The following is a 20,835-nucleotide window of genomic DNA, read 5'->3' on the forward strand; positions in this document are numbered from 1 at the left end:
AGGTCAGGCCGGCATGCCGGCCGCTTCCGGCTCCAGCACCGGGGGATTGCCGCGCGGCAGCGTCACCACGAAACGGGCGCCCGGGCTGGCGCTCTCCGCCTGCGGATGCACCGGCTCGACCCGGATGCTGCCGCCGTGCGCGTGCACGATGGCTTCGCACACGGCCAGCCCCAGGCCGACGCCGGCGGTGGCGGATTCGCGCTCGCCGCGCGTGAATTTCTCGAACACCTGCCGCGCCATGCCGGCCGGCACGCCGGGGCCTTCGTCCTCGACCACCAGGTGTACGGCGTCGTCGGAGACATCGCCGCGCACGCGGATCTCGGTGCCAGGCGCGGTGTACTTGGCCGCATTCTCCAGCAGGTTGCACAGCACGCGCTCCATCAGCACGCCGTCGCATTCCACCAGCGGCAGCGCGGACAGGTCGGCGATCACCACACGGTGGCGTGCGAGCGCATCGCGCAACGACGCCAGCGCCGCGCCGGCCAGCTCCTCGAACGATTGCCACTCCTTGCGCAGCGCCACATTGCGGCCCTGCAGCCGCGCCATGTCGAGCAGGTTGGCGACCATCGCATGCATGCGCCGCGCCTGGTCGCGCATGGCGGCCACGGTGTCCGCCACTTCAAAGGACAGCGGCGGCGTCGTGCCACGCTGCAGGGTCTCGGCCATGCCGATCAGGCTGGTCAGCGGCGTGCGCAGGTCATGCGATACGGCGGCCAGCAGCGAGCTGCGCAGGTGCTCGGATTCCATCGTCAGCAGCGCCTGCTGCGCGACCTCGACATAGTGCAGCCGCTCGATCGCAATCGCAATCAGCGTGGCGAAGACATCGACCTGCCGGCGCAGCGTGGGCTCGGCAAACGCACGCCACGTGCGCGGTTCCACGGCCAGCACGCCGCGCACCTGCATCGGCGCCTTCAGCGGCAGGTACAGCACGGTACCGGAGGGCAGCGTGTCGGTGCCGGTGCCGGCGGGCTGGCCGTGGTCGAACACCCATTGCGCCAGCACGTGGTCGATCGCATCGCTCTGCCCCGCGCCGCCCGCCTCGGCATCGACTACCCCCGGCCGCAGCCGGCCGTCCGCGCCGACCAGGAAGAACGCCGCACGCGCATCGAATGCCGCGCGCAGGAAGCGGCTGGCGATAGCGACGATCTGCGTGTCGGTGAGCGCCGCCGACAGCTCGCGCGCCAGCTCGTACAGCGTGCGCGCGTCGGTCTCGCGCTGCACCGCGACCTGGGCCTGTTCGCGCAGGCCGGCCGTCAGCTGGCCGATCACCAGTCCGACCGACAGCATCACCAGGAAGGTCACCAGGTACTGCACGTCGCTGACGGCGAACGACAGCTTCGGCGGCACGAAGAAGAAATCGAAGGCCCCGACTGCCAGCACCGATGCGAACGCCCCGGCGGCGCGGCCGTGCCGCAGCGCCACGCCCGCCACCGCCAGCAGGAACAGCATGGCGATATTGACCAGGTCGAACCAGGGACGCGCCAGTGCCGACAGCGCGGTGGCGCCGGCGCACCAGACCACGGCCCACAGCAGGCCGGGCAGGTGCGAGGGCCGGGCTACGTCCTGCGGCGGCTCGGTGCCCGGCAACGCGTGCGCTTCGGGCGGCGCGTCATGGTGGCGACTGTCCGCCGCTACGCGGATCACATCGATTTCGGGACACGCGCTGGCGAGCGCATCGGCAAAGCTGGTCCGCCCGAACAGCCACGCGCGTGCGCCCAGCCACGGCGCCAGCGCGCGCGCCAGCAGCGTGCGGCCGCGTCCGAGCAGCGAAACATCGTCAGCAGGCCAACGCCCCGGCGTGCGGCCGATCACCACTTTAGTGAGGTTGTGCCGCCGCACATAGCTGGCCACCGCAGCAACCATATCGCTGCCGGCCAGCGTCTCGGTGCGCGCGCCCAGTGCCTCGGCCAGCCGCATCGCCTGGTCGAGTCCTTCGCGCTGCGCCTCGGGCACCGGCGCGAGTCGCGGCACCGCCACCGTCACCACATGGCACTCGCAGTCGAGCTGCCCCGCCAGCCGGCGCGCGCTGCGCACCACCTGTGCGGCGTCGCTGCCATGGCCGATGCAGGCCAGCACCGCTTCGCGCGTGCGCCAGACCGGTTCGATCGACGCTTCCTGCCGGTAGGCGCGCACGTCGTCGTCGACACGGTCGGCGGTGCGGCGCAGCGCCAGCTCGCGCAGTGCGATCAGGTTGCCCTTGCGGAAGAAGTTGTGCACCGCGTGGCGCGCCTGTTCGGGCACGTACACGCGCCCTTCGCGCAGCCGGCGCAGCAGTTCGTCGGCCGGGAGGTCGACCAGCACCACTTCGTCGGCATCGTCGAAGACCGCATCCGGAACGGTCTCGCGCACGCGGATGCCGGTGATGCCGGCCACCGCCTCGTTGAGGCTGTCGAGTTGCTGGACGTTGACCGTGGTCCAGACGTCGATGCCGGCCGACAGCAGCTCGCCGATATCCTGCCAGCGCCTTGGATGACGGCTCCCGGGCGCGTTGCTATGCGCCAGTTCGTCCACCAGGATCAGCGCGGGATGCCGTGGGAGTGCCGCGTCGAGATCGAATTCCTGCAGCGCGTGCCCGCGGTAAGCGACGCTGCGCAGCGGCACGCGCTCGATGCCTTCGGCCAGCGCCTCGGTCTCGGCGCGGCCATGGCATTCGACCACGCCGACCACCACGTCGGTGCCCAGCTCGCGCTGGGCGCGTGCAGCGGCCAGCATGGCGAAGGTCTTGCCCACCCCGGCCGAGGCGCCGAAGTAAATCCGCAACCTGCCGCGCGCGGCGCGCTCGCCGGCGGCCGGCATACGCTGCAGCAGGTGGTCGGGGTCGGGGCGGTGATCGGATTGGCGCGGCTCAGGCATGGTGAGCATCCTTGCCTGGCGGCGGCACGGACGCAGCCAGATTGTGCCACGCAGGCGGCGGGCGCCGCACACTGGTCGCGCTGGCCGTGGCACGCTGGCAGAATGGCGGTTGGGAATACGAGCGATGTGGCCTGAAGGCGACTATTTGCTCCGACCGTCACTGCAGCCGCCGTTGCGCATTGCACAGCATTCTTGACAGTGCCGTCGTATACATGCCATAGTTACGGGCGTATAGCATTCATGGAAACCGGTACTGTCAGGCTCCAGTTGTATTCGGACCTGGCGCTATCACCCCTGACACTGGCTGCACGGACTGAAACGTCCACATCTTTCAGGTTCGCGGGGGCGCACCCGGGCCTAGCCCAGCGTGCAATACCAGTCGCTCCGGCGACCGCAGTTTCCCCCCGTGTGAACCAGCCGCTACCGCGGCAACCCCCTAAAGGACTGAATTGACTAAGATCGTCTTGAAACCTGGTGAGCCCGTTGAAGTTGCAATGCGGCGTTTCCGTCGTGCCATTCTGCAGACTGGCCTGATCGTTGAACTCAAGAGCCGTACCGCTTACGAGAAGCCGACGACCGAGCGCAAGCGCAAGAAGAAGGCCGCCGAAGCACGCCTGCGCAAGCGCCTGCGCATGCAGATGCTGCCGAAGAAGATGTACTGATTCGGGCAAGCTTCATAAAAAAACCGCCAGTTCGCTGGCGGTTTTTTTATGCCCGCGCGCAGGGCATGCCCCTACCCTCGCGGCTTTTGCTGCACTGCGCCACCTGAGCGTTGCGCCGATGACCGGCATAATGGCGGATATAGCGCCTTCACGGCGCCTTGACCCCTTGTTGACCCTGACGGGACCCTGCCTTGACTGCCATCCTCGAGTTGCGCAAGGTGCGCAAGCAATACGGCGACACGGTCGTGGTCGACGACCTCGACCTCCAGGTGTTTCGCGGCCAGTGCTTCGGCCTGCTCGGCCCCAACGGCGCCGGCAAGACCACCACGCTGCGCCTGCTGCTGGGCCTGACCACGCCCATGGCCGGCACGCTGACGCTGTGCGGCGAGCCCATCCCCGAGCGCGCGCCGCAGGCGCGCATGCGCGTGGGCGTGGTGCCGCAGTTCGACAACCTCGACCCGGACTTCTCGGTGATCGAGAACCTGCGCATCTTCGGGCGCTACTTCGGGCTGTCGTCGGCGGAGATCGAGCGGCGCGTGCCGATGCTGCTGGAATTCGCCCGACTGGAGAACCGTGCCGATGCCCAGGTGCGCGACCTCTCCGGCGGCATGCGCCGGCGCCTGACCGTGGCGCGCGCGCTCATCAACGATCCCGACCTGCTGGTGATGGACGAGCCGACCACCGGCCTGGACCCGCAGGCGCGCCACCTGATCTGGGAGCGGCTCAAGTCGCTGATGGCCAGCGGCAAGACCATCCTGCTGACCACGCACTTCATGGAAGAGGCCGAACGCCTGTGCAACTACCTGTGCGTGATCGACGGCGGCCGCAAGATCGCCGAAGGCAAGCCCCACGAACTGATCGACAGCCAGATCGGCTGCGATGTGGTGGAAGTCTATGGCGATGAACTGGACACGCTGCGCGGCAGCCTGACGCCGCTGGCGCAGCGCACCGAAATGAGCGGCGAGACGCTGTTCTGCTACGTGCGCGAGCCCGCCCCGCTGCTGGCGGCGCTGCACGGCAGGAACGGCGTGCGCTACCTGCACCGCCCGGCCAACCTGGAGGACGTGTTCCTCAAGCTGACCGGCCGCGAGATGCGGGACTGAACCGAGGGACTGAAATGAGCGAACAGGATCCCCGCGCGGATACCTCCACGGATGCCTCCCATAGCACCCCTGCCGTGAGCGCACGCGGCACCGTGGCCACAGGCGTGCGCCAGACCTATCCGCAGCCGCTGCTGCCGCGCAACCTGCGCAACTGGATGATGGTCTGGTACCGCAACTACATGGTGTGGAAGAAGCTGGCCATCCCGTCGATGATCGGCAACCTGGCCGACCCGATGATCTACCTGTTCGGCCTCGGCTTCGGGCTGGGGCTGATGGTGGGCCAGGTCAACGGCGTGTCGTATATCGCCTTCCTCGCCGCGGGCACCACCGCATCGAGCGTAATGATGTCGGCCAGCTTCGAGTCGATGTACTCGGCCTTCTCGCGCATGCACGTGCAGCGCACGTGGGAAGCGATCATGCACGCGCCGCTGACGCTGGGCGACGTGGTGCTGGGCGAGATCTTCTGGGCCGCCAGCAAGGCGGTGCTGTCCGGGCTGGCGATCATGCTGGTGGCGGGCGCGCTCGGCTATGCGCAAATGCCCGGCGCGCTGCTGGCGCTGCCGGTGATCGTGCTGGCCGGCATCGCCTTTGCCGCGCTGGCGATGATCGTCACCGCGCTGGCACCGAGCTACGACTTCTTCATGTTCTACCAGACGCTGGTGATGACGCCGATGCTGCTGCTGTCGGGCGTGTTCTTCCCGCTGGAGCAGTTGCCCGAAGGTGTGCAGGCGGCAACCAAGATGCTGCCGCTGTCGCATGCGGTGGCGCTGATCCGGCCGCTGATGCTGGGCCGGCCGCTCGACGACGTCGGCCTGCATGTCGGCGTGCTGGCCGCCTATGCGGTGGTGGCGCTGGTCGCCTCGCTGATCCTGCTGCGCAGGCGCCTGCTGCGCTGAGTGAAAACCGCCGGATTCAGGCGCTGCCCACCAGCTTGAGCCCGGCAATCCCGCACACGATCAGGCCAATGCAGCCGAGCCGCGCGGCAGTGGCCGGCTCGTTGAAGAGTATGATGCCGAGGATCGCAGTGCCGACCGCGCCGATGCCGGTCCAGACCGCATAGCCGGTGCCCACCGGAATGTGACGCAGTGCCAACGCCAGCAGTATCACGCTGATCGCCATGCCGGCGAGCGTGATGGCGCTGGGCACCAGCCGCGTGAATCCGTCGGTGTATTTGAGCCCGATCGCCCAGACCACCTCGAATAGCCCCGCGAGGGCAAGCAGTGTCCATGCCATACCGAAACTTCCCCTTGCGTCGTTCCGTGCGCAACGATAGCGGAGAATCCGCCACCTTGCAGCGCATCGCCCTCGCGCTGGTAACCGCGTTGGCGACTGCCGCCCTGTCTGGATGCATGGTGGTCGGAGCGACCATGGCCGTCGGCAGTGCAGCGGTGTCGACGGTGGCCACCGTGGGCTCGGCCGCGGTCAGCGTGGCCTCGACCACTTATGACGTGACCGCAGCGGGTGTGAAGGCCGTGGCGGGCAGCGACGACCCGCCGCCCCAGGCGGCGCAGCCGTCGCAGCCCGCACAGGCTGCACAGGCTGCACAGGCCTCACAATAAGGGAAGTCAGCGCCCCCTCACTCGCCCAGGCCGCGCAGCAGGTCGACCTTCAGGTCCTCGACCGACTCCAGCCCCACCGCCAGCCGGATCAGCCCTTCCCCCACGCCCGCGGCCGCCTTGGCCTCGGGGCTCACGCGCGCATGCGTGGTGGTGTACGGGTGCGTGATGGTGGTGCGGGTGTCGCCCAGATTGCCGGTGATCGAGCACAGCCGCGTGCTGTCGATCACGCGCCAGGCATTGGCACGCTGCTGCTCGGGCGTTGCGCCCTTGAGCTCGAACGACACAATCGCGCCGCCGCCGCTCTGCTGGCGCATGGCGATCTCGTGCTGCGGGTGCGACTTCAGCGCCGGGTGGAACACGCGCGCCACGGCTGGGTGCGATTCCAGGAACTGCGCCAGCGCCAGCGCGCTGGCCGAATGGCGCTCCATGCGGATCGCCAGCGTCTCCAGGCCCTTAAGCAGCACCCAGGCGTTGAACGCCGACAGCGTCGGGCCCGCGGTGCGCACGAACGGGAATACCTTGCCCATGATGAAGTCGTGCGAGCCCAGCACCGCGCCGCCCAGCACGCGGCCCTGGCCGTCGATATGCTTGGTGGCCGAATGCACCACGATGTCCGCGCCGAACTTCATCGGCTGCTGCAGCGCCGGCGAACAGAAGCAGTTGTCGACCACCAGCAGCGCGTTCGCGTTGTGGGCGATATCGGCCACGGCGGCGATGTCCGCCACCTCGGTCAGCGGGTTCGACGGCGTTTCCAGGAAGAACAGCTTCGTGTTCGGACGCACCGCGGCGCGCCATGCGTTCAGGTCGCTCGGATCGACGAAGGTGGTCTCGACGCCGAACTTCGAGAAGATACTGCCGAACAGCGTCATGGTCGAGCCGAAGATCGCGCGCGAGCTGACCAGGTGGTCGCCCGCCTGCATCGACGACAGCACCACCGACAGGATCGCGCTCATGCCCGAGGCGGTGGCCATGCAGGCCTGCGCGCCTTCCAGTGCGGCCAGGCGCGACTGGAACATCGACACGGTCGGATTGGTGAAGCGCGAGTAGGTGAAGCCCTCTTCCGAGTTGGCGAAGCGTTCGGCGGCCTCGGCGGCGCTCTTGAAGCAGAAGCTCGAGGTCAGGTACATCGCCTCGGAGTGCTCCATGAATTCGCTGCGCAGCGTGCCGGCGCGCACGCCAAGGGTATCGATGCCGAGCGATTCGGGATTGAGCGGTTCGTTCATGCTGGTGGCGCGGTCGTACCCGCGCGAGTGCAATGGTTTCGACAAGCCACCGCCTGTGCGGGGGACAAGCGGCCGGCCATGAAAAAAGCCCGTGCGATCGGGTAGTCGGATCGACGGGCTTGCTGTTCTGCGGGGGCCTTCGGCAGGCTGTGGTGGTTGGCCGGCCAATTGCGCAGGCACTGCGCAAACCGGCAAACGTTGCTGACCACCATCTCTTTAGCTGTTTCGGGCTGGACCCGCGTCCGCAAGCTGACTATCAAATCGACGCCCGGCCATGTTACGGCCGGGCTCCGCATTCGTCAACGCGCGCGGACAGCGGCGGCGCGGCTTACTCGTTGCCGCCGGAGCGCTGCAGGTGCAGTTGCGAGCGCTCGGTATCGCCGCCGTTGCCTTCGCGGTCGGCCAGGCTGCGCGCCGTTTCCAGGCGGTCCAGGTAGGCCTCGTCGATATCGCCGGTGATATAGCGGCCATCGAAGCACGACGCGTCGAAGTCCTTCAGCGCCGGGTTGATATCGCGCACCGCCTGCTTCATCGCTTCCACGTCCTGGTACACCAGCTTGTCCGCGCCGATGATCTTCGCGATCTCTTCGTGCGTGCGGCCATGCGCCACCAGTTCGCTGCGGGTCGGCATGTCGATGCCGTACACGTTGGGGAACTTCACCGGCGGCGCGGCCGAGGCGAAGATCACCTTGTTGGCGCCGGCGTCGCGCGCCATCTGCACGATCTCGAACGAGGTCGTGCCGCGCACGATCGAGTCATCGACGATCAGCACGTTCTTGCCCTTGAACTCGACGCCCATGGCGTTGAGCTTCTGGCGCACCGACTTCTTGCGCACGGCCTGGCCGGGCATGATGAAGGTGCGGCCGACGTAGCGGTTCTTGAAGAAGCCTTCGCGGTAGTTCACGCCCAGGCGGTTGGCCACCTGCATCGCGGCCGGACGGCTGGAATCGGGGATCGGCATCACCACGTCGATGTCGCCGGCCGACACTTCCTCGCGGATCTTCTCGGCCAGGTAGTCGCCCATGCGCAGGCGCGCGTCGTACACCGGTACGCCGTCGATGCACGAATCCGGGCGGGCCAGGTAGACATACTCGAAAATGCACGACGTCAGCACCGCGTTGTCGGCGCACTGCTTGCTGTAGAGCTTGCCGTCCAGGTCGATGAAGATCGCCTCGCCCGGCGCCACGTCGCGCTCGAGCTTGTAGCCGATGCCTTCCAGCGCCACCGACTCCGACGCCACCATCCATTCCTTGCCGGTCGGGGTCTCGATGCTGCCCAGGCACAGCGGGCGGATGCCGAACGGGTCGCGCACGGCCAGCATGCCGTAGCCGGCGATCTGCGCGGCGATCGCGTACGAGCCGCGCACGCGGCGGTGCAGGCCGCTCACTGCCGTGAAGATGGTGTCCGGGTCCAGCGCCATGCCGCTGCTGGCACGCTGCAGTTCGTCGGCCAGCACGTTCAGCAGCACTTCGGTATCGGAGTGTGTGTTGATGTGGCGACGGTCGCGGCGAAACATCTCTTCGCGCAGCTGCTGCCAGTTGGTCAGGTTGCCGTTATGCGCCAGGATCACGCCGTACGGCGCGTTGACGTAGAACGGCTGCGCTTCTTCCTCGCTCGACGCCGAGCCGGCGGTCGGGTAGCGCACCTGGCCGATGCCGGCGGCACCCGGCAGGCCGCGCATGTTGCGGGTACGGAAGACATCGCGCACCAGGCCGTTGGCCTTGTGCATGTGGAAGGTACTGCCGTTGGCGGTGGCGATGCCGGCAGCATCCTGTCCGCGATGCTGCAACAACAGCAGGCTGTCGTAAATCAATTGGTTGACAGGCGTGGCTGAAACCACACCGACGATACCGCACATTGCCAAGCTCCCAGGAAAGGCTTTGAATCAGGGGGCGCAGCCGGGTCCGGAAATCCCCCGGACCCAAAGGCCTGCGTACTACCGACCGGGCACCATGCCCGGCTTCATGTCTTGACGTACTTCGCCAGCTCCGGCGGCAGCCATGGCTTGACGGAATCCATGGCCTGCATCACATACGGGCGGCTTACCGCGTCGCGCCAGAACGGTTCTTCCGGCAATTTGGTGAGGCTGGCCAGCGTGACCATCACCATCACCAGCAGCGCGCCGCGCATCAATCCGAATACCAGCCCGAGCCCGCGGTCGGCCGGCTTGAGCCCGGTGCTCTCCAGCAGCTGCCCGACCACCATGCCGGCCAGCGAGGCCCCGAGCACGGTGCCGATCAGCAGCACCACGAAGGCCAGCGCATGGCGGGCCAGTTCGCCGCCGGGCAGCGACTCGGGCATCCAGCCCGCGGCCACCGCGCCGTAGCGGAACGCCACCCAGAACGCCACCACCCAGCCGATCAGCGACAGCACCTCGCGCACCAGGCCACGCAGCACGCCCAGCATGGCGGAGGCCAGCAGGATGAAGACCACGGCGTAATCGAAGAAAGTCGGCTGCATCGTTGCTTGCGGCTGCGCCAGGTACCACACCGGGCGCCGGCCGCGCTGGCCCTTTACTGTTCCACGATCCGGGAGGTCAGGCCTACCGCGCGCACGCGCTTGTCGGCGGCGTCGGCGGCTTCACGGTCGCTGAAGGGGCCGGCGCGCAGCAGGATGCGATCGCCATCGGCCAGCACTTTCTTTTCGACATAGGCCGGGACCTTGCTCTCCTTGAGCTTGGCCAGCCAGTTCTTCGCCCGCTCTTCGGACGAGAAGGCGCCGATCAGGATCAGGTACTTGCCGCTGCCCTGCCTGGCTTCCGCCTTGGCCTCGGCTTTTTGTGCGGGCTTGTCTGCAGGTGCAGTGGCCGCGGGCTTCTGCGGCGCGCTGACGATTTCCTCGCCGGCATCCAGTGCCGCGGCATCATTTCGCGCCGCCGGCGCGGGCGGCAGCGGATCGGCCTTGCGCGGCTCCACGCGGGGCTTCTGCGACACCCCGTTGGCGACCTTTACCGAGACATCCTCGGACACCGGCCGCGGCTTGGTCTCGAATACGATCGGCAGCACGATCACGGCGGCCACCACCAGCACCACGGCGCCGATCAGGCGACGGCGCGCGCGCTGCTTCTGCGGGAATTCAGGGTCGAGCGTGTCGTCGGCATATTCCTCGGCCAGGCGGCGCGACGAGGCAATGCCTGCACCCGGGTCGGTGCGCTGGCGCCGCGCACGCTCTGGTGCGGGGTCGTTGCCCTTGCGGGAAGAAAACAGCGAAAGCAGGCCCATAGATTGGTTCGGTGCGACGGCCATGGGGGCCGGTCGTTGCGTTTGCCGCTCAGGGAGCGCCCATGACCACCGGGGTTGGTCCTTCAGCGCAGGATGACCTGGCGCCTCAGTTCGCCTGCGTGGCCCGGTAGGCCATCACGCCGGCGACGGTATAGAACGATCCGAAGACCAGAATTCTATCATTCTCGGTGGCTCGCTCGATGGCGTCGCGGAATGCCGCCTCCGGGCTGGAAAAGCAGGCCGCGGTGGCGTCCGGGCCGGGGCGGAAACCGCCTGCTTCCAGCCTGGCCAGGATGTCGGTTGCGCTGGCGGCGCGCTCGGTGGGCAGGTCGCACAGGCACCAGTGGTCCACCTTATCGGCCACGTGCTGCAGCACCCCGGCGATGTCCTTGTCCTGCATCGCGCCGAACACCGCATAGGTGTAGCGGAAGAAGCCCATGTTCTCCAGGTTCTGCCCCAGCGTGGCGGCGGCATGCGGATTGTGCGCCACGTCGAGGATCACCGCTGGCCGTCCCGGCAGCACCTGGAAGCGCCCCGGCAGTTCGACGAAGGCCAGCCCGTTGCGCACCTCCTGTGCGCTCACCGGCAACCGCGGGCGCATCGCCTGCAGCGCGGCCAGTGCTGCGGCGGCGTTGAGCAGCTGGTTGGCTCCGCGCAGCGCCGGGTAGCCTAGGCCATTGAGCTTGCGGTCACCGCCGCTCCAGTCCCATTGCTGGCGCTCCTGGCCCTTGGCGGCCTGGAAATGGAAATCCCGGCCCACCAGCCACAGCTCCGCACCGATGGCCTCGGCGTGCGCAATCAGCGACTTGGGCGGCACCGGGTCGCCGCAGATTGCCGGCACGCCCGGGCGGAAGATGCCGGCTTTCTCGAAGCCGATTTCCTCGCGGGTATTGCCCAGGTACTGGGTGTGGTCGATATCGACGCTGGTGATGATGGCGCAGTCGGTATCGATCACATTGACCGCGTCAAGCCGGCCGCCCAGTCCCACTTCCAGGATGATCGCGTCAAGGCCCGCCGCGGCGAAGGCGTGGATGATCGCCAGCGTGGTGAACTCGAAGTACGTCAGGCTGATGGGATTGGCAAAGCTGTTGCGGGCATGCTCGACCGCCTCGAAATGCGGCAGCAGCTGCGCGTCGGTGGCCATTTCGCCGTTGATGCGCGCGCGCTCGTTGAACGAGATCAGGTGCGGCGAGGTATGGCAGCCGACCTTGTAGCCGGCCTCCAGCAGGATGCGCTCGAGTATGGCGCAGGTGGAACCCTTGCCGTTGGTGCCGCCCACGGTGAACACCACCGCGTCGATGCGCAGCCCGAGGGCCTCCTTCACGCGCGTGATGCGCGTCAGGCCCATGTCGATGCCCACGGGATGGGCAGTTTCGAGATGGGCGAGCCATTCGGGGAGCGTGTGGAAGACAGGCATGTACGGGATGCGAGGAAAGCTATTGCTACCAGATTCGGCCAGGAGCCCGCAAAGTCAAGGGCAGCCGCGGCGCCGACAGGAAAAACGGGCCAAAAGACAGGCCCAGAAATGCGAAAGGCGCGTCAACCACCCGCGCCCTCCTTGCTGCCATGCAGGTGGCGTTATGCCACCGCGTCGGCCGGCTGCTTCTGCAGCAGCGCCAGCAGCTGCGCCAGTTCCGCGCGCAGCTTGCGGCGGTCGACGATCATGTCGATGGCGCCCTTCTGGATCAGGAATTCGGAGCGCTGGAAGCCTTCCGGCAGCTTCTCGCGCACGGTCTGTTCGATCACGCGAGGGCCGGCAAAGCCGATCAGCGCCTTGGGCTCGGCGATCACCACGTCGCCCAGGAAGGCGAACGAAGCCGACACGCCGCCCATGGTCGGGTCGGTCAGCACGCTGATAAACGGCAGCTTGGCCGCACTCAGCTGGTTCAGCATGGCGGTGGTCTTGGCCATCTGCAGCAGCGACAGCAGGCTTTCCTGCATGCGCGCGCCGCCGGTGGCGGTAAAGCAGATAAACGGCACCTTCTGCTCCAGCGCGGCCTGCGCGCCGCGCACGAAACGCTCGCCCACCACGGAGCCCATGGAACCACCCATGAACTCGAACTCGAAGCAGCTCACGACCACCGGGATGGTGTGGATGGCACCGCCCATCACCACCATGGCGTCGGTCTCGCCGGTCTCGTCCATGGCCGCCTTGATGCGGTCCGGGTACTTCTTGGAGTCCTTGAACTTGAGCGCGTCGACCGGCACGATCTCCTGGCCGATCTCATAGCGGCCCTCGGCGTCCAGCAGCGCGTCCAGGCGCGCACGCGCGTTGATGCGCATGTGGTGGTCGCATTTCGGGCAGACGTGCAGGTTGGCCTCGACGTCGGTCCGGTACAGGGTGGACTCGCACGACGGGCACTTGACCCACAACCCCTCCGGGATGCCCTTGCGGGTACGGGGGTCGGTCTGTTGAATCTTGGGAGGCAGGAGTTTATCCAACCAGCTCATGAAAGCTCCTTTCGGATAGCTGCGGTCCGCCGGCAAACCCCTTTACGGGACGCACCTCGGCAGACGGCAGGGAATCAACCCGCAAATTTACCACGCCGGCCCGGTGACCTCTAAGCGGAACACGCCGATTGCGAACGGCGCATCACTTTTAAGAAGCCATCGAGCCGGGAATGCATCACTTCAGCTGTCCAGCGCCTGGCGGATCTCGGCGATAAACGCCTGCAGCGTCGCCACCGCCTGCTCGCGCGGCGTGTCTTCCAGCAACTGCACCAGCCGGCTGCCGATCACCACGGCATCGGCCACGCTGCCGATCGCACGCGCGGTCTGCGCGTCGCGGATGCCGAAGCCTACACCCACCGGCAGGTTCGCGTGCTGCTTGATCAGCGGCAGGCGCGCCGCCACGCTGCCCAGGTCGATCGCGGCCGAGCCGGTCACGCCCTTGAGCGACACGTAGTAAAGATAGCCGCTGGCGACGCGGGCCACCGCTTCGATACGCGCGTCGGTCGAGGTCGGCGCCAGCAGGAAGATCGGGTCCATGCCGTTGTCGCGCATCAGCGTGGCAAAGGACTCGCACTCCTCGGGCGGATAGTCGACTACCAGCACGCCGTCCACGCTGGCCTCGCGCGCGGCCGTGGCAAAGGCCTGCTCGCCCATGCGCTCGATCGGGTTGGCGTAACCCATCAGCACCACCGGGGTATCGGCATTGGTCTGGCGGAACTCGCGCACCCACTGCAGCACCTGCGTCAGCGACACGCCCTGCGCCAGCGCGCGCTCCGAGGCGCGCTGGATCACCGGGCCGTCGGCCATCGGGTCGGAGAACGGCACGCCCAGCTCGATCACATCGGCGCCGCCGGCCACCAGCGCATGCATCAGCGCCACGGTCAGGCCGGGCTCGGGATCGCCGGCGGTGATAAACGGAATCAGGCCCTTCTTCTGCTGCGCGGCCAGCGCCGCGAACGTCTTCTGGATACGGGACATATCAGGGAATCAGGTGAGGCCGCGACGCCGGCGAGGCATCGTCATTGGCGGCGGCCAGGGTTGGGGTGGCGTCGGGCTCGATGGCCGGCATCGCCAGCGCGGCGGCTGACACGCGTGCGCACGCCACCTGCACGTATTCCGGGTTGATCTCGTAGCCGACAAAACGCCGGCCGTGGCGCAGGCAGGCCACCGCGGTGGTGCCGCTGCCGGCAAACGGATCCAGCACCAGGCCGCCCCGCGGGCAGCTCGACAGCACCATGCGCTCGACAATCTCCAGCGGCTTCTGCGTCGGGTGGTTGGCACGCTCCGGGTCCTGGCGGTGGATGCGCGAGATGCTCCACAGGTCCTTGGGGTTGTAGCCGACCTCCAGCCACTTCTTGCCCTCGAAACGCGGGCGGCTACGCGCCTTCTTGGTCTCGGGATCGTACGGGATGCGGACCGGGTCGAGATCGAAGTAGTAGTCGCGCGCGCGGGCGAAGAAGCCGATGTTGTCGTGCACCGACGAGTACTTGCGCGTGGTGCCGCCCATGCTGGGCACGCGGCGGTCCCAGATGATCTCGTTGATCATCGTCAGGCGCCGCTTGAGCATCACGAACAGCTCCGGCGAATACTGCCAGGTGCAGAACAGGTAGAGCGTGCCCTTGGGCGCGAGCTTGGGCACGACCGCGTCCATCCAGCGCTCGGACCAGTCCAGGTAAGCTTGGCCCGACAACAGGTCGGAATCATTGCCGTAGTCCTTGCCCAGCCCGTAGGGCGGATCGGCGACGATCAGGTCGACCGAGCCGTCCGGCAGGCGCGCGATGCCCTCGAACATGTCTTCCTGGAACAGCTGCAGCGGCGGCGCTTCGGGATGCGCAGGCAGGGCATCGGCCCCGCCCACGGCCAGGCCGGCGGTATGAGGCAGCGCGCGCATCAGAGCTTGAGCCCCGCGCGCTCGGCCACGGTGTGCATGTCCTTGTCGCCGCGGCCGGACAGGTTCACCAGCAGCAGCTTGTCCTTGGGCAGCGTCGGGGCCAGCTTGCAGGCGTAGGCGATGGCGTGGCTGGATTCCAGCGCCGGGATGATGCCCTCGATGCGGCAGCAGTCGTGGAAGGCCTTGAGGGCTTCCTCGTCGGTGATCGGCACGTACTGTGCACGGCCGCTGTCCTTGAGCCAGGCGTGCTCGGGACCGACGCCGGGGTAGTCCAGGCCGGCCGACACCGAATGCGTCTCGATGATCTGGCCGTTGGCGTCCTGCAGCAGGTAGGTGCGGTTGCCGTGCAGCACGCCGGGCGTGCCGCCGATCAGCGCGGCGGCGTGGCGGCCGGTGTCCAGGCCGTCGCCGGCGGCTTCGACGCCGATCAGCTGCACGTCCTGGTGCTCGATATAGGGATAGAAGATGCCCATCGCATTGGAGCCGCCGCCGACGCAGGCAATCACGGCATCCGGCTGGCGGCCCGTCATCTCCGGCATCTGCACCTTGGCCTCCTCGCCGATCACGCACTGGAAGTCGCGCACCATCATCGGGTACGGGTGCGGGCCGGCCACGGTGCCGATGATGTAGAAGGTGGTCTCGACGTTGGTGACCCAGTCGCGCATGGCCTCGTTAAGCGCGTCCTTGAGCGTGCGCGAGCCGCTTTCCACCGGCACCACGGTGGCGCCCAGCAGCTTCATGCGGTAGACGTTGGCGGCCTGGCGGCGCACGTCCTCGGCGCCCATGTAGACCACGCACTCCATGCCGAAGCGCGCGGCGATGGTGGCGGTGGCCACGCCATGCTGCCCTGCCCCGGTCTCGGCGATCACGCGCGGCTTGCCCATGCGCTTGGCCAGCAGCGCCTGGCCGATGACGTTGTTGATCTTGTGCGCGCCGGTGTGGTTCAGGTCTTCGCGCTTGAAGTAGATCTGCGCGCCGCCGAGCGTCTCGCTCCAGCGCTGCGCGTGATAGATCGGCGACGGGCGGCCGACAAAGTGCTTCAGCTCGCGGCGGAATTCGGCGTCGAACTCGGGGTCCTTCTGGTAGTGCGCATAGGCTTCGCGCAGCTCATCCAGCGCGTGGACCAGCGTCTCGGAAACGAAGGTGCCGCCATAGGGGCCGAAATGGCCACGGGAATCGGGCAGGTCGTACATGTCTAGGCTCTTCGGAACAGCGGCCTTGCCTCACCTGGCAAGGACGCTTGGTTGACTGCGATGCGCGGTGCCCGCACAGGCGGCATGAAGTGGGGTCGGGAGGTCGGGATACGACCCGGGCCCGGTTCATCCTGCCTCGGCACTGCGGACTGCGCGCACGAACGCGGCGATGCGGGCGTGGTCCTTCACGCCCTTGGCGGCCTCTACCCCGCTGCTCACATCCACAGCGTAAGGCCGCACGCGTTCAATCGCGCCAGCGACGTTTTGCGCGTTCAACCCACCACTCAAAACGATGCGAGGAGCGCCGCTTGCGTTCGGGTTGCCGCTTGCCTGAGGAGTGGGCGGAAGCCATGCCGGAGGAATCAGGGTCCAGTCGAAGACGTGGCCGCCACCGCCGTAGCCTTCGACGAAGGCATCGAGCAGCAAGGCAGCGGCATCACGGTATTGATCGGCGAATTCTACCAAATCAAGCCCCGCGCGCACACGGGCGGCGCGCATGAAGGGCAGCCGGCAGCGCTGCGCGGCCTGGGTGCAGAACTGCGGGGTCTCGTCGCCATGCAGTTGCAACAGCGTGAGTGGCACGCGCTCGGCCACGTGGGCGATGTCTTCCAGGTCGGCATTGACGAACAGGCCAGTCACCGCCACGAACGGGCCGGCGGCTTCTGCCAGCGCCGCCGCGCGGGCCACGTCGACGTAGCGCGGGCTCTTCGGGTAGAACACCAGGCCGATCGCATCGGCGCCCGCATCCACGGCGGCGCGCACGTCCTCCTCACGGGTCAGGCCGCAGATCTTGATGCGGGTGCGGGCCGGCTGCATGTGCGCGGCAGTGCCCTCAGGCTGCGTCATCGAAGACTCCATGGAACAGGCTCGCGGACGGGTCGGCCGCGGGGATCTGGTAAGCATCAGGATACTTGACGTCCACCAGGTAGAGGCCGTCGGGCATGAAGGTCGGCGCGGCCAGCTTGCGGTCACGCCCGGCCAGCACCTGCGCCAGCCACTCCGGCGGGTAGCGCTTGCGTCCCACCGCCACCAGGCAGCCCATCAGGTTGCGCACCATATGGTGCAGGAAGGCGCTGGCGCGAAAGCGCAGGAACAGCCAGTTGCCGTCGTCCTTGATTGTGACGTCATACATGGTCTTGACCGGCGACTTGGCCTGGCATTCGGCGGCGCGGAAGGCGGAGAAATCGTGCTCGCCGACCAGGCAGGCCGCGGCCTCGCGCATGGCGTCGGCATCGAGCCGCTGGCCCGGCGGCAGCATCTGGTAGCCGGCGCGGCCGTGCACCAGGGGCACGCGGTGCGGGCCGGTGTAGAGCGCGTAGTAGTACATGCGCTCGAACGCCAGGAAGCGGGCGTGGAAGCCCTCTTCCACCGGACGCGCCCACTGCAGCGCGATCGACGGCGGCAGGAAGGCGTTGACGCCGCGCACCCAGGAAAAAGGCTCGCGCTCGAGCATGGTGTCGAGGTGGATGACCTGGCCCAGCGCATGCACGCCGGTATCGGTACGCCCCGCCACGGTGGTCAGCAGGCGTACGCCGGCAAAGCGCTCGATGGCGTCTTCCAGGTGGTCCTGCACGGTGTTGCGGTGCGGCTGCGACTGCCAGCCGGAAAAGGCGGCGCCGTCGTAGTGCAGACCGATTGCGATGCGGTTCATGTCAGGGGATCAGGCAAGGCGGCGGGGTGCGATGAACGCATGGCCCGCCGGAAAAGCAAATGCGCCGGAAGGGACGCTTCCGGCGCATCGCTTCGTGCCGCGGCAGCGCGTGCCGCGGCCGGACCGTCAATGATAGCTCAGGCCACTTCGAGGAGCAGCGAACGGGCCTCGGCCTGCAGCGGATCCTGCGACTGCTCGACCACTTCCTGCAGCAGCTCGCGGGCCCCTTCCTTGTCGCCGATCTCGATATAGGCGCGGGCCAGGTCGAGCTTGATCTGCATGTCGCGCCCGCCATCCACGCCATCGGACGACAGCGTGCTGGGCGAGACGCCGCCGCCGGTTTCGGCGGAGACGCGCGACAGGTCGATCGGCTCGGCCAGCTTGCCGTCGCGCAGCATCGTGGTCACCGGCAGCGGCATGGTGGCCTCGTCGAGAACATCCTTGCCACGGGTGTCCTGCTGCATGCCGCCACCCAGGTCGAGCGACAGGCCCGACATGTCGAACTCCAGCGGGCGGCCACGGGTCGGCGTGTCCAGGCTGGGGATGTCATCCGCCAGCGGGTCGGCGCCGCTTGCCGGCAGGTCCAGGCCGGCGTCCAGGCGCAGCGCCGTCTCGGTCTGGTCCGCGTCAGCGCCGAATACCATCGCGGCGGAAGCCGGGGCGACGATGGGATCGCCCGCCGCCGGTGCCGGGAAGGCATCGAGCGGCAGCGCCAGGTCGCCCAGCGAGGGCTCGAGCCTCGGGATCGAGGCCGGACCTTGCGACAAATCATGCGACGGATCCTGGGTGCGCCACTGGTCCGTTGCCGGCGAGGCCGTATCCGGGCCCGCGGCGTCGGCGGTTACCGCCAGGTAAAGCGCATTGCCCGGTTCGAGCGCGCGCCCCATTTCTGCTGCCTTCAGCCATTCCGCACCGTGTCCGCCGGTCTGGGCGAACATTTCTTCTGCAATCACGCGGAAACCTTCCACATCCTGTCTGTTGCTGTAAATCTCCAGGAGCTTGAGCCGCACCGGCTGCTGCTCCGGGTTTTTCTCCAGGGCTTCGCGCAGGATTTCTTCTGCCTGCACATCGCGCCCATAGGCGATATAGACCTCGGCCTCGGCGATCGGGTCGACCTCGTTGGCTTCGGGCGTGTTGTTGCCGATGCGGAAGTCCGCGCCGAACACGCTGTGCTGCGAGGTATCGACACTCTGCCCGCCGGCCGCGCCGAACAGCGAATTGGCGCCGGCCATCACCGTGCTTTCCTGCGACAGGATGCTGTCGCCGAAGCCGGTGGCCTCGCCTGCCTTCTGCTGCTGGCGGCGGCGATAGATCGCATAGACGCCGAGCAGCGCCACCAGTAGGCCGCCTCCGGGCAGCAGCATCGGGTTGGCGAGCAAGCCGTCGAGGAACGAAGGTTCGGGCACCGGCTGCGGCTGGGCGACCACCGGCGGTACCGGCTTGGCGGCCGGGGCCGATGCAGGCGCAGCCACCTGCGCGGTGCTGGCCGGGGCGGCGGCCGGCGCTGAAGCTGCGGCGGCCGCGGCAGTGGCAGCCGCCACGGCAGCAGGTGCCGCGGCGTCGGCGGCACTGGCGCCGGCGGTTGTCGGTGCTGCAGCGCTGGTGGCCGTCGCGGGCGTCGTCGGGGCGGCCGCAGCATCCGCCTTCGGCGGCTGGGCGGCCACCACGGCAGGCGCCGCCGCTTCGGCTGTTTTGGCCGCGGCGTCAGCCTTGGCGACCGCCTTGTCCTTCTCGGCCAGCGCGGCCTGGTTGGCCTGGCTCAGCTTGGCGATCTCGGCGTTCTTCAGCTCGAGCAGCTTCTGCATGTCGCCGACATTCTTTTCCAGCTGCGCCAGGCGCGTTTCGGCTTCCTTCAACTGGCGCTCGCGCGCGATGGCGGCCTCGGCCTTGGCCGCCGCGTCGGCTTGCCCGGCGCGCTCGGCCTTGCTCAGCTTGAGCTCGTCGCGCGCGGCAGCCGGCGCGGCCTGCTCCTGCACGCGGGCGGTGACGTTGCCGGACTGCTGGCGGCCGCTGTCGGGTTCGACCGACTTGGCTGCCGCCGCGCTGGCGAGGCGGCTGCGGTACGCGTCAAAGCCCTGCGTGCGCGCCACCACCTCGCGGCGGGCGGCCTTGGGCGTGACCGATTGCGCCTGTTGCGCGGTCGGCACCTGGAGCACCGCGCCGCTGCGCAGCCGGTTCATATTGCCGCCGATAAAGGCGTTGGGATTGTTGCGATAGAGCGCGACAAGCATCTGGTCAAGCGACACCGACTCCTGGCCCTGTACGGCTTCGCCGGCGATGGCGTAGAGCGTGTCGCCACGCTGCACGGTGTAGCCGCCGCCGGGGGTCATCTCGGTGCTGGCGGCCGGCGCCGGGGCGCGCTTCGCGCTCTGGCGGGCAGGGCGGGCGGGCGCGGCAGGACGTGGCGCCTCGGCCGCAGCGGGTGCGGCTTCAGGCTGCGGCGCCGTCGCGGCAGGCGCCGCGGCGGGCGACGCATCTGGCGTCGCAGCCGGCACCACCGCCGAAGGCGAGAATGTCTGGTTAGAGGGCTTGGCCCCGGCGGGGTCAAGCAGGAAGGTGTAGGCGCGCGAGACCTTGCCGCTGGCCCAGCTCATGTCGATCAGGATATCGACGAACGGCTCGCTGATCGGCTGGGTCGACCTGACCCGCGCCACGTAGCTGCCGTTGGGCCGGCGCTCGATGTCCAGCTTCATGCTGCTGACGGCCGGCATATAGGTCAGCCCGGCCGCGGCGTAGGCCGACGGTGGCGCCAGCTTGACGCTGAGCCCGCTGGCCTCTTCGGCAGTGACCCCACTGATGTCGATCTCAGCCTGCAGCGGCTGCCCCAGATTTGACTGAACCCGCAATTGCCCGAACCCCGCGGCATATGCGGCCGGCTGCGCAAGCAGCAGACCCAGTGCCGTGACGGCCAGCGTTGACCAGCGCTGACGGGCAGTAGGCGCATCTTTCCGGCGATGTTGGCTCACACTCACCTTATGCTCCGTTATGTTTTAGTAGCGATATTAAATCGACAGACCGACCCCATAAA

18 protein-coding genes are annotated in these 20,835 nt (G+C 68.0%); 4 read left to right on the top strand and 14 right to left on the bottom strand.

The genetic code is table 11. The annotated features are described in order from the left end of the window. Positions 1–3: 3 nt before the first annotated feature. The gene (locus K307_RS40350) at positions 4–2,853 is read right to left on the bottom strand and encodes a DUF4118 domain-containing protein (protein WP_042888059.1); all 2,850 of its coding nucleotides are present in this window, start codon (positions 2,851–2,853) and stop codon (positions 4–6) included. Between the two features lie 449 nt (positions 2,854–3,302). On the opposite strand from K307_RS40350, the gene rpsU reads away from it, so the two are divergent. The 3 genes from rpsU to K307_RS40365 all read left to right on the top strand — a co-directional run bounded on the left by rpsU (position 3,303) and on the right by K307_RS40365 (position 5,514). Beyond that, positions 3,303–3,515: a 30S ribosomal protein S21 gene (rpsU, locus tag K307_RS40355; RefSeq protein WP_010814647.1), complete on the top strand. Its 213-nt coding sequence runs from the start codon at positions 3,303–3,305 to the stop codon at positions 3,513–3,515. A gap of 191 nt (positions 3,516–3,706) precedes the next feature. Further along, positions 3,707–4,618 (top strand): nodulation factor ABC transporter ATP-binding protein NodI, encoded by a 912-nt coding sequence (nodI, locus tag K307_RS40360; protein WP_026200447.1) that lies wholly within the window; start codon positions 3,707–3,709, stop codon positions 4,616–4,618. A 14-nt stretch (positions 4,619–4,632) separates the two neighbouring features. Beyond that, positions 4,633–5,514 carry an ABC transporter permease gene (locus K307_RS40365; protein WP_042886617.1) on the top strand — a complete coding sequence of 294 codons (882 nt, stop codon included), beginning with the start codon at positions 4,633–4,635 and terminating at the stop codon, positions 5,512–5,514. A 16-nt stretch (positions 5,515–5,530) separates the two neighbouring features. Here the strand turns inward: K307_RS40365 and sugE are convergent, their stop codons facing one another. Beyond that, positions 5,531–5,851 (bottom strand): quaternary ammonium compound efflux SMR transporter SugE, encoded by a 321-nt coding sequence (gene sugE / locus K307_RS40370; protein WP_042886618.1) that lies wholly within the window; start codon positions 5,849–5,851, stop codon positions 5,531–5,533. Here sugE and K307_RS40375 point away from each other — a divergent pair. Beyond that, positions 5,845–6,177, top strand: coding sequence for a hypothetical protein (locus K307_RS40375; RefSeq protein WP_230626343.1), 333 nt, complete (start codon positions 5,845–5,847; stop codon positions 6,175–6,177). The two genes, sugE and K307_RS40375, sit on opposite strands and share 7 nt — an antisense overlap. A 17-nt stretch (positions 6,178–6,194) precedes the next feature. Here the strand turns inward: K307_RS40375 and K307_RS40380 are convergent, their stop codons facing one another. From K307_RS40380 to K307_RS40435, 12 genes are all read right to left on the bottom strand, one after another. Beyond that, on the bottom strand, positions 6,195–7,400 hold the full coding sequence (locus K307_RS40380; RefSeq protein ID WP_042888061.1) for an O-succinylhomoserine sulfhydrylase: 1,206 nt from the start codon (positions 7,398–7,400) through the stop codon (positions 6,195–6,197). 328 nt (positions 7,401–7,728) lie between these two features. Beyond that, entirely contained in the window at positions 7,729–9,258 is a 1,530-nt protein-coding gene (purF, locus tag K307_RS40385; RefSeq protein WP_042886620.1) for an amidophosphoribosyltransferase, read from the bottom strand. 104 nt (positions 9,259–9,362) lie between these two features. Next, positions 9,363–9,860, bottom strand: coding sequence for a CvpA family protein (locus K307_RS40390; protein ID WP_022535964.1), 498 nt, complete (start codon positions 9,858–9,860; stop codon positions 9,363–9,365). A 53-nt stretch (positions 9,861–9,913) separates the two neighbouring features. Beyond that, positions 9,914–10,621: an SPOR domain-containing protein gene (locus K307_RS40395; RefSeq protein ID WP_042888062.1), complete on the bottom strand. Its 708-nt coding sequence runs from the start codon at positions 10,619–10,621 to the stop codon at positions 9,914–9,916. Between the two features lie 106 nt (positions 10,622–10,727). Then, positions 10,728–12,038, bottom strand: coding sequence for a bifunctional tetrahydrofolate synthase/dihydrofolate synthase (gene folC / locus K307_RS40400; protein ID WP_042886621.1), 1,311 nt, complete (start codon positions 12,036–12,038; stop codon positions 10,728–10,730). Between the two features lie 161 nt (positions 12,039–12,199). Then, positions 12,200–13,072 carry an acetyl-CoA carboxylase, carboxyltransferase subunit beta gene (gene accD / locus K307_RS40405; RefSeq protein ID WP_022535967.1) on the bottom strand — a complete coding sequence of 291 codons (873 nt, stop codon included), beginning with the start codon at positions 13,070–13,072 and terminating at the stop codon, positions 12,200–12,202. 180 nt (positions 13,073–13,252) lie between these two features. Continuing rightward, positions 13,253–14,050, bottom strand: a complete 798-nt coding sequence (gene trpA / locus K307_RS40410) for a tryptophan synthase subunit alpha (RefSeq protein WP_042886623.1) — start codon at positions 14,048–14,050, stop codon at positions 13,253–13,255. Position 14,051: 1 nt separating this feature from the next. Further along, positions 14,052–14,963: a DNA-methyltransferase gene (locus K307_RS40415; RefSeq protein WP_042886624.1), complete on the bottom strand. Its 912-nt coding sequence runs from the start codon at positions 14,961–14,963 to the stop codon at positions 14,052–14,054. Next, positions 14,963–16,156: a tryptophan synthase subunit beta gene (trpB, locus tag K307_RS40420; protein ID WP_022535970.1), complete on the bottom strand. Its 1,194-nt coding sequence runs from the start codon at positions 16,154–16,156 to the stop codon at positions 14,963–14,965. The genes K307_RS40415 and trpB overlap by 1 nt, the downstream gene beginning before the upstream one ends. 126 nt (positions 16,157–16,282) lie before the next feature. Then, complete coding sequence (locus K307_RS40425; RefSeq protein WP_042886625.1) at positions 16,283–17,002, bottom strand: phosphoribosylanthranilate isomerase; 720 nt, start codon at positions 17,000–17,002, stop codon at positions 16,283–16,285. Then, entirely contained in the window at positions 16,989–17,807 is an 819-nt protein-coding gene (truA, locus tag K307_RS40430) for a tRNA pseudouridine(38-40) synthase TruA (RefSeq protein WP_042886626.1), read from the bottom strand. Before truA ends, K307_RS40425 begins: the two co-directional genes overlap by 14 nt. A 137-nt stretch (positions 17,808–17,944) precedes the next feature. Next, positions 17,945–20,779, bottom strand: a complete 2,835-nt coding sequence (locus tag K307_RS40435; protein ID WP_042886627.1) for a FimV/HubP family polar landmark protein — start codon at positions 20,777–20,779, stop codon at positions 17,945–17,947. Positions 20,780–20,835 lie beyond the last annotated feature (56 nt).

It is taken from the genome of Cupriavidus necator A5-1, from assembly GCF_000744095.1.
In the GTDB taxonomy this organism is placed as follows: domain Bacteria; phylum Pseudomonadota; class Gammaproteobacteria; order Burkholderiales; family Burkholderiaceae; genus Cupriavidus; species Cupriavidus necator_A.

Excerpts from the sequence above, each read along its gene's own strand:
- purF (WP_042886620.1), bottom strand. The coding sequence starts at position 9,258 with ATGTGCGGTATCGTCGGTGTGGTTTCAGCCACGCCTGTCAACCAATTG.
- K307_RS40425 (WP_042886625.1), bottom strand. The coding sequence starts at position 17,002 with ATGACGCAGCCTGAGGGCACTGCCGCGCACATGCAGCCGGCCCGCACC.
- K307_RS40350 (WP_042888059.1), bottom strand. The coding sequence starts at position 2,853 with ATGCCTGAGCCGCGCCAATCCGATCACCGCCCCGACCCCGACCACCTG.
- folC (WP_042886621.1), bottom strand. The coding sequence starts at position 12,038 with ATGCCTGTCTTCCACACGCTCCCCGAATGGCTCGCCCATCTCGAAACT.
- K307_RS40365 (WP_042886617.1), top strand. The coding sequence starts at position 4,633 with ATGAGCGAACAGGATCCCCGCGCGGATACCTCCACGGATGCCTCCCAT.
- trpB (WP_022535970.1), bottom strand. The coding sequence starts at position 16,156 with ATGTACGACCTGCCCGATTCCCGTGGCCATTTCGGCCCCTATGGCGGC.
- accD (WP_022535967.1), bottom strand. The coding sequence starts at position 13,072 with ATGAGCTGGTTGGATAAACTCCTGCCTCCCAAGATTCAACAGACCGAC.
- K307_RS40395 (WP_042888062.1), bottom strand. The coding sequence starts at position 10,621 with ATGGGCCTGCTTTCGCTGTTTTCTTCCCGCAAGGGCAACGACCCCGCA.
- K307_RS40415 (WP_042886624.1), bottom strand. The coding sequence starts at position 14,963 with ATGCGCGCGCTGCCTCATACCGCCGGCCTGGCCGTGGGCGGGGCCGAT.
- trpA (WP_042886623.1), bottom strand. The coding sequence starts at position 14,050 with ATGTCCCGTATCCAGAAGACGTTCGCGGCGCTGGCCGCGCAGCAGAAG.
- sugE (WP_042886618.1), bottom strand. The coding sequence starts at position 5,851 with ATGGCATGGACACTGCTTGCCCTCGCGGGGCTATTCGAGGTGGTCTGG.
- K307_RS40390 (WP_022535964.1), bottom strand. The coding sequence starts at position 9,860 with ATGCAGCCGACTTTCTTCGATTACGCCGTGGTCTTCATCCTGCTGGCC.
- truA (WP_042886626.1), bottom strand. The coding sequence starts at position 17,807 with ATGAACCGCATCGCAATCGGTCTGCACTACGACGGCGCCGCCTTTTCC.
- K307_RS40375 (WP_230626343.1), top strand. The coding sequence starts at position 5,845 with ATGCCATACCGAAACTTCCCCTTGCGTCGTTCCGTGCGCAACGATAGC.
- K307_RS40380 (WP_042888061.1), bottom strand. The coding sequence starts at position 7,400 with ATGAACGAACCGCTCAATCCCGAATCGCTCGGCATCGATACCCTTGGC.